Source organism: Pseudoalteromonas sp. AWM4_233 (assembly GCF_056158285.1).
Map to the genome: position 1 here is coordinate 1 of NZ_JBSWSZ010000076.1, position 4,826 is coordinate 4,826.

The 4,826-nt window shown below is 44.0% G+C and carries 6 protein-coding genes and 1 pseudogene; 1 reads left to right on the forward strand and 6 read right to left on the reverse strand.

Translation table 11 applies throughout. The features are described from left to right. A pseudogene (locus tag ACXAC4_RS20370) lies at nt 1-259 on the reverse strand (alcohol dehydrogenase catalytic domain-containing protein); the annotation flags it as partial. Between the two features lie 106 nt (nt 260-365). On the opposite strand from ACXAC4_RS20370, the gene ACXAC4_RS20375 reads away from it, so the two are divergent. Next, complete coding sequence (locus tag ACXAC4_RS20375) at nt 366-1,259, forward strand: LysR family transcriptional regulator (RefSeq protein ID WP_475165015.1); 894 nt, start codon at nt 366-368, stop codon at nt 1,257-1,259. Nucleotides 1,260-1,282: 23 nt separating this feature from the next. Here ACXAC4_RS20375 and ACXAC4_RS20380 read toward each other — a convergent pair whose 3' ends face one another. The 5 genes from ACXAC4_RS20380 to ACXAC4_RS20400 all read right to left on the reverse strand — a co-directional run. Beyond that, nucleotides 1,283-1,567: a hypothetical protein gene (locus tag ACXAC4_RS20380; protein ID WP_475165016.1), complete on the reverse strand. Its 285-nt coding sequence runs from the start codon at nt 1,565-1,567 to the stop codon at nt 1,283-1,285. A gap of 65 nt (nt 1,568-1,632) precedes the next feature. Further along, a complete protein-coding gene (locus tag ACXAC4_RS20385; RefSeq protein WP_475165017.1) occupies nt 1,633-2,082 on the reverse strand; it encodes an SDR family NAD(P)-dependent oxidoreductase in 450 nt (149 codons plus the stop codon). A 23-nt stretch (nt 2,083-2,105) separates the two neighbouring features. Beyond that, nucleotides 2,106-3,104, reverse strand: a complete 999-nt coding sequence (locus ACXAC4_RS20390) for an LLM class oxidoreductase (RefSeq protein WP_475165018.1) — start codon at nt 3,102-3,104, stop codon at nt 2,106-2,108. Between the two features lie 122 nt (nt 3,105-3,226). Further along, nucleotides 3,227-3,763 (reverse strand): SOS response-associated peptidase family protein, encoded by a 537-nt coding sequence (locus ACXAC4_RS20395; protein WP_475165020.1) that lies wholly within the window; start codon nt 3,761-3,763, stop codon nt 3,227-3,229. A 480-nt stretch (nt 3,764-4,243) separates the two neighbouring features. Then, a partial coding sequence (locus tag ACXAC4_RS20400) for an acyltransferase family protein (RefSeq protein WP_475165021.1) occupies nt 4,244-4,826 on the reverse strand: 583 nt, incomplete at its 5' end.

Consider the following 4,826-nt stretch of genomic DNA (forward strand, 5'->3'; position numbering starts at 1 on the left):
ATCGCCCGGTTTAAAATTGCTGACACCATCGCCAACTTCTTCGAATACTTACGCCGGCAAAGTCCATACCTAAAATAGCCGGTAATGCTGGGGCAATAGGGAGATCGGCACCCATCTGGCGGATCATGGTATCAACGGTATTCACACTACTGGCGGCAATGCGTATCAGCACATGACCATGTTTAACCGTGGGTTTAGGGACTTCGGCTGATTCGAATACGTCTGAACCACCAAAAGAGTTTATAAGCATCGCTTTCATCAGGATAACCTCTGCTGTTGTTTGTGAAAGTCCTGATAATTTACTTTTTTATTTTATTGTTGATAATTGTCTAATAACCTAAATCTGTTTAAGGAAAATATTGATAATGAATATAGAGCACCTGAAATTATTTGTGCGCATTGCTGCGCTGCACAATATCAGCCAGGCCGGCAAGGAGTTGGGATTATCAGCAGCGGTATCCAGTGCCCATATGAATAAGCTGGAAGAAGGACTGGGGGTCAGGTTATTACATCGCACAACGCGTCAGGTGTCTCTCACAGAAGAAGGCCGTAGCTTTTTACCTTATGCTCAGGATGTATTAACCGGTATAGAGACCGCCAGAGCCGCAGTGGGGGCTGGAAAAGTGTCTCCACAAGGGCGTCTAAGAGTGACTGCACCGGCATCTTTTGGACGGATGCATTTGATCCCTGCACTTAAAGCCTTTATGGATCAACATCCTCAACTGGAAATAGATCTGCGATTGAGTGACAGCATAGTGGATATGGTAGAAGGTGGGTTTGATGTTGCTATCCGTGATGCCGAGCTGAACGATTCCTCTTTGATTGCCCGAAAACTGGCTCAAGACACCCGTATTCTGGTGGCCTCTCCAGACTATGTTGCGCAATATGGTGAACCTGAAACCCCAGAGCAGCTGGCAGATTTTGCTGCGGTCACTTTAACAGGCCTGGAAAGCTGGTATTTTAAAACAGATAAAGGCGTGCAAACCATTCGCATAAAAAGTCGCCTGGGTACAGATAACGGCGAAGCTGTCCGAGATGCGGCGGTGAATGGGCTGGGGATCACTGTCTGTTCATTGTGGTGTTGTTATCAGCAGCTAGAATCAGGCGAACTGGTTCAGGTATTGTCCGATTACTCCCTGGCCTCCAATACCTCTATTTGGGCGGTATATCCCAGTTCGCGCTTATTGGCACCTAAGGTGCGTGCTTTTATCGATTATTTTAATGCACACTTTGGTGACCTGCCCTATTGGGAGCAATAGTTATTCAGTTAAAACTGATTCGGCTATCTGTTGTATAACTTTTGCAAATGAGCATACAGGGCATTGCAATTGTGAGCGTTTTGCGCAAATGGGTGAGGTGATGCAAATTCTTCAATATCATTGTCAAAATACTTCCCGTTGGCATTCTCGAATTCCGGGCTAAGTGCCGCCCGCAGCAAAATATCTGCACCAACATCTAAACTACTTCCGTCTATGCCATAAGCTTCTTTCACCATTTTGCTGCCCAATAGCGATTTAGGGTTAACCGAAACCAATAGCGGTCCTTGTCCTGTGTTGCTTTCAGCCATAGCGCGAGTCCACATGATTAATGCGAGTTTGCTTTGGGCGTAAATGTTGGCATCTGAAGCGTTGCTTAGATTATTGAGTGTTTCGGGGGTAACGGGTGCTCAGCAGCAGAAGCTACATTCACTATCCGTCCTTTGACGGAGAATAGTGAGCAAAGTTGTGTAGTAAGAATATAAGGAGCTATAGAGTTGACTACAAAGCGAACATCCAAATTATCTATGGATATTGGATTTGCCACTTTAAATACCCCGGCATTATTTATCAGGACATCCAGCTTGCTGTGTTTTTTCTTGATACTTTCACTCAGTTTATAAACTTCAGATAATATTGATAAATCGGCGCACCAGATTTCCAGCTTATAATCAGGATTTTTCTCGATCATGTTATTTTGCAATGATTGCAATTTGTGCGAATTCCTGCCGTGGAGCAAAACAGTGTGCCCTGCGGCAAGGAGTTTCTTGGCTGTTTGCAGTCCAAGTCCGTCAGTGGCGCCAGTTAGTAGGATGGTTTTTGACATTGTTGTGTCCTCGGTCATTAAATTTAAGCAAAAAATGGCAATACCTGATCGGCAAGCTCTGTCAGCGTGGTGTCAATATCTCTTTGATTGAACCTCAGGTTTAACGCGATATGGTTTACTCCAATACTTTGCAGTAAAAGCAAATAATCTAATAAGGCATGGATGCCGCATTGAACGCCTAGCGGAATGGGTCTTATTGGGGCGTCTGGGTCTTTCAATAGGTCCAGGTATAATGGTTGCATTACTGGTTTTGGCAACATTTCCGCGTGCTCGACATTGTTATTCCAGTCACTAATAACACTGCGTTGTAATTGTGGCTCTCTGGGATAGGTGATCATGCCGTGACTGTGTCGGGCCAGCCATTGTTTTGATTGTTGACTGTGTCCGGTCACCAACATCGGTATTGACTGCTCAAAAGGTTTTGGCAATAGGTCGAGATTGCCGTCCAACATACCAAATTTGTTCACTAACTTCGGGTACGGGTCCTGTAAGGTTTCAATATATTGAAAGGCTTCTCGAAAATCCTGCCCTCGATCTTGATGAATTTTTGCCATGGCCGGGTACTCATCGGCACGATCTCCTGAGGCAACGCCTAAAATCAGGCGCCCTGCGCTAAGCTGGTCGACGCTGCAGGCTGATTTTGCCACGTGAGCTGGGTGTCTTAAGGGAAGTATTAGACTCGCAACACCCAGGCTAATACATTGAGTTTGCATTGATAATGCGCCGAGGTAGACAAACGGATCGAACTGTTGTCCGACATCACCAAATGAAGGCACATTAAAGGGGATATCTCTTAACCAGACCGCCTTAAATCCAAGTGTCTCGGCAAGTTGTACTTTTGCAACATGCTGTGTGAGGCAGGGTATTGCGGTGCTTGGATAAGATTCGATTGGTACAACCAATCCAAGCGACATTCGCCCAAAACAAAAGGTTTGATTGAAGCCCCTGTTGTGGCGTGCAAATTTGGAATTGTTGTTTGGCGCTGATTCGCGATTTTCCTCTGACCCTTGGCAATAAACCATAACCGGCCCCTGTTTCTAGCAAATTTTTTACTGATTGGCATTAGTTTAAAGTGCTAGTGAAAATTTGATAATTAACAGTTTTTAGGAATCAGTTTTTATATATTGTTGATAATGAATTGAGGCTATATATCTGCATTTATCACAAACGTCTTTCCCATTACCTGCTGGTACTGACTGGGTTTGGCAATTTGCTGCACTACTAAATCCTGATAAATGCAGGGTTGCAATAAGGGTTCAAATTGCTCTACTTGTTGATTGCCTTCATCCAGCCAGGCGTCTATCAGTGCGCTGTTTTGCGGAAACATCATAGGAGTCGACTTGGAATGAATGTTTTGTAGTTTGGGGTGAGGTGGCAGGGTAATTACCGAACAGGACGTAATACTTTCACCTGTTCCGGAATGGGTCCACTCTTTACACAGGCCAGCCATAAGCAGTGCGCCATCTTTGGCCTGCATATCATGGCAGTGCAACAGCTTGCCTTTGTTATATTCTGACTCTCCAAAGCCCGTTACCGGGATCAGAATGCGGCTTTGTCGAAAAGGACGATATCCGGCCTTTCTGGGATTGTTCAGGCTGTCGTAGCGGGTATTGATACTGGTGTATCTGGAGGGTTTAAAACCGGTTTCTGTGGGTTCCAGGCAATAGCCACCAGAGGGCATTTTCCATGATGCGTCGACCGTTTTTCTGACGCACCACAGACACTTTGTTAGCTGCACCAATGTAGCGCTTGAATATTTGTGGCTCGTACCCCAATTCGATATCCATGGCGTCGCACAAAGCTCTGACGCCAGGCGCATCGGTGACATTGAGTCGGCCACACATGCTTAGTTTTCCGTACCAGGCTGCAGTTCGCTGTCAGGCGCAGCTGTTGATACTGGCGCTGCCAGTTAGGTGCTGATGAGAATGCGTAGTCGCTGTATGTTAACCTTAGCAATACGTAACTGAACGAAGTAACTGGAAAAAGGTTAAAGGTTCTCGGTTTAATAATGGAAGCCTTTGCGACATACCCAATGATTTATTACAACAAGGGCACTTCCTTGAGAGCAGTTCTCTGAGCATATCACTACATATCAATTGCAAATAATTATCATTCAATATTATTGGTTTCTTATTTAAAATGAAAGCTTAAAATCAATTTTTTATTGATAGCGCATGCCTTTTTTTGGTTCACTTTTAGAATTATTTATAAATATATTTTTGAGAAACTTAATACTTTCAATGATCAATAGTGATATAGCGACTGCCGAAGTACAAATAATTAATAACTTGAGTATCAATGGCATGGTTAATTCAGCGACAGCCACTTGTAGCCAAACAACCAGAGGCAAATGCACTAAGTAAAGCCCATAAGAGGTGTCAGCAAGTTTTTGTGTGAATGCATTTGGTTTGTTTGCAAACTTCTTGAATAAACCAATAAACAGCATGCAAGAGGTCCACATCATGACAGCATAACTGATTACAAAGGCGACTTTAATTTGAAGATAGTACTCGTGCATATATTGCATTTGATAACCAGAGAGTATGACTGCGGCGATACAGTTGCATAACCAAGCACCTATTTTAAAAGTGCTCAGCTTCGTAAAATCTGCAAGTGTATTTTGGTGATTGAATAACACCCAGCCAAACAAAAAGAAACCGCTATATAAACATAGCACTGGCCATTGTGGTGTTAGACTTTTATCAGGTGCTGTGTAAGAGGTGAATCTAACCGTCGTTAACCTT

What these genes read in the sequence shown, in the direction of transcription:
- ACXAC4_RS20375 (WP_475165015.1), top strand. Translation starts at nt 366, where the DNA reads ATGAATATAGAGCACCTGAAATTATTTGTGCGCATTGCTGCGCTGCAC.
- ACXAC4_RS20380 (WP_475165016.1), bottom strand. Translation starts at nt 1,567, where the DNA reads ATGGCTGAAAGCAACACAGGACAAGGACCGCTATTGGTTTCGGTTAAC.
- ACXAC4_RS20385 (WP_475165017.1), bottom strand. Translation starts at nt 2,082, where the DNA reads ATGTCAAAAACCATCCTACTAACTGGCGCCACTGACGGACTTGGACTG.
- ACXAC4_RS20390 (WP_475165018.1), bottom strand. Translation starts at nt 3,104, where the DNA reads ATGGTTTATTGCCAAGGGTCAGAGGAAAATCGCGAATCAGCGCCAAAC.
- ACXAC4_RS20395 (WP_475165020.1), bottom strand. Translation starts at nt 3,763, where the DNA reads ATGCCCTCTGGTGGCTATTGCCTGGAACCCACAGAAACCGGTTTTAAA.